This is a genomic window from Myroides sp. N17-2, assembly GCF_002286775.1.
GTDB lineage: Bacteria > Bacteroidota > Bacteroidia > Flavobacteriales > Flavobacteriaceae > Flavobacterium.
In genome coordinates this window covers 1-1345 of sequence record NZ_NSGJ01000100.1, presented here as the reverse complement: position 1 = coordinate 1345, position 1345 = coordinate 1, and the positions used below count along the sequence as shown (strand labels likewise).

The window sequence follows — 1345 nt, the reverse complement described above, 5'->3', positions numbered from 1 at the left end:
CAATAGCGTCCTAAATAAATTTAGCACATAGAATATCCTCCCACTTTAGTAGGATACGAGTATATATTTGATAATTTTTAAAACAGAATCCCCTGTTGTAATTTAGGAGGTGGCTTTTCTACTTCATTTAGTGGATTATCGAGCCATAATTGCAGCTGAATCTTCACAAAGAGGTTTAATCTTATAAAAGCTACTAAATTGGATAAATGCCACTTGAATTTAGACTGTGCCCGCAATGCTTTTAGTATTAAAATGGTAATTAACGCCGTCCAAATTTGTATCATCACAGCGTTTTCAGATGTTCCAACAAAAGATTTAATATGTAGTAGCTGCTTTAAATCTCTAAAGAATATTTCTACCATCCATCTACTTTTATACAATTCACTTATAGTATTTGCAGTCCAAGAAAATTGATTGGTAATGAGTTCAATGACCTGATTATTTTGCTCATCCCACACTGCTACACGCCTTAATTTTTTCGGATATATCTGCTTTGACCTTGTATTAGTTAAGCTAATTAACTCATCTTTTAGGATGTTTTGATGCCTGTTCTCTGGAAGTTCTAATTCCTTAATAGTTTCAAATTTCAAGTTGTCTTTATGTCTAATCACAAAGAATACTTGTTTGCTGTCCCAAACATTTAAAAGGCTAAAATCATTGTAGAATCGATCAGCAACTATAACACTGCCTTTGAGTAATGGGATATCATAAGCCCCTTTATTATCAGCCGTTTTACCATTTGTAATATTAATATAAGCCGGTAAATTCCCATCAAAATCAAGGAGTGTATGCATTTTAACAGCACCTTTATTAGTCTTGTATTTTGCCCAATCAAAGATGCTTAAACACAGAGATATTGTTGTGGAGTCTAATAACAGGATTTTTGACTTGATTCGGAACTTCACCTGCTTAAACTTGGGATGCTGTCCTAAACTTTCGAGCAAAGCAAAATAGTATTCTTTAAAGAGCTCATGGGATCTTTTTTTATTCTGATAACTGACTGATGATTTAGATGGTGCTATAGTTAAACCTAAATGATTTAAGTTTCCGGTAGCAGAGCGAAGTCCATTACTAATATCACGAACAGATTTACTTCGAGCAAAATGGCAAAATAACATAGAGATTAAATGACTCCAACTATCAAAACCCTTGTTGTGTTTATCTGTTTGCCTTTCCTTTACTATTTTCTTAAACTTTGAACGATCTAATTTTTGGATTATTTGAGAAAATAAAGTTACATTTGTCATAGAGAGAGTGTTTTTTGGTGTGCAACTCAAAGATAATTTGAGATCCTTAATTTACTCTCTTTTTTTTTGCCTTTTTTTAAGCGTTTAGGACGCTATTG

Annotated in this window: 1 protein-coding gene; it reads right to left on the bottom strand. The window is 32.8% G+C overall.

Going from position 1 to position 1345, the window contains the following annotated elements; all coding sequences use genetic code 11:
- Positions 1-77: 77 nt before the first annotated feature.
- Entirely contained in the window at positions 78-1247 is a 1170-nt protein-coding gene (locus tag CF599_RS19245) for an IS4 family transposase (protein WP_121967531.1), read from the bottom strand.
- Positions 1248-1345 lie beyond the last annotated feature (98 nt).

What these genes read in the sequence shown, in the direction of transcription:
- CF599_RS19245 (WP_121967531.1), bottom strand. Translation starts at nt 1,247, where the DNA reads ATGACAAATGTAACTTTATTTTCTCAAATAATCCAAAAATTAGATCGT.